Origin of the sequence: Mesotoga sp. B105.6.4 (assembly GCF_002896535.1) — a bacterium.
In the GTDB taxonomy this organism is placed as follows: Bacteria; Thermotogota; Thermotogae; order Petrotogales; family Kosmotogaceae; genus Mesotoga.
Map to the genome: position 1 here is coordinate 1 of NZ_JWIM01000102.1, position 1,015 is coordinate 1,015.

At 44.4% G+C, this 1,015-nt stretch carries 1 protein-coding gene; it reads right to left on the bottom strand.

Annotated features, from left to right (window positions below; translation table 11 throughout):
- Positions 1-1,015 (bottom strand): IS1634 family transposase (locus tag RJ60_RS14775; RefSeq protein ID WP_146028945.1); only part of this gene is annotated, 1,015 nt, incomplete at both ends.

The following is a 1,015-nucleotide window of genomic DNA, read 5'->3' on the forward strand; positions in this document are numbered from 1 at the left end:
CAAGAGTTTGTTCAACTTCTCTTCAGTAGCCCTGAGTAAGTCTTCTCTCGTTCTCCTTCTCTCCTCTGCAAGAAAGGGATTCCTGCAGACTATTAACCTCTCTCCAGGATAATCGGGGGAGTCTATCTCAAGAAGGTCTCTCTCGTCAAATAAGCTCAGCTGTAACTTCCCATTCTCGAATAGACTCTTTATTGTAGGCCCTCTGAAGGCACTGATCCAGTCAACCCCACCTAGAGCCTTCAATCCTTCTATCTGTCCTTGCGTTAACATACCTCTGTCTCCAACCACGACGAACCTTCCTACTTTGAACTCTTCCTTTATCTTGTCTACCTGTTCCCCTATCGTCTTGGTGTCACTTGTACATCCCGGATATACCTGTATGGAAATAGGTACACCCTTCGAGTCTGTCATGAGTCCATAGACTATCTGTTTCTTCCCCTTCTTCCTGTCTCTGTTATAACCATAACTCGCAAGCTCACAATGACTCCCTTCATAGTAACTCGAAGAGACATCGTAAAGAACAAGACCGCCTTCACTTAAATGTCTCTGCGCAAGTTTCCTTTCTATCGTCTCTTGCCTTTGTAGCAACCAGTCCAGGGCAACATATAACTCATCTTCATCTGCATCTTCCACAGAGAACTCTTCGGGAATAGTGGTATTATCCCACCAGCGTATTGTGGAAAGCTTCGTCTGAGGGTTTATTATCCTTGCAGCTATCATAGCCTCTACTAGATCGCTTTCTCTACTCCTTCGAGAAGAAAGCAATTCGGAAATACCTAGATCCTCCATTACCTTCCTTATCACCGCAACATTACCATGTGCCCTCGAACGAGTAATCTCTATAGCCTCTTCGGAAGGAAGAAAGACTCTTCCCTGGAGACTCTCTTTGACTAATTCTCTAGTAACTTCCGGCAATTCAGTGAGATTGGCAATGGTTTGCTGTTTCACTTTACCGTCTTCGCGATAACTTCTTCTCAGAAGATAAGTGAAGTATTCTCTGTCCTTGTACTTACTC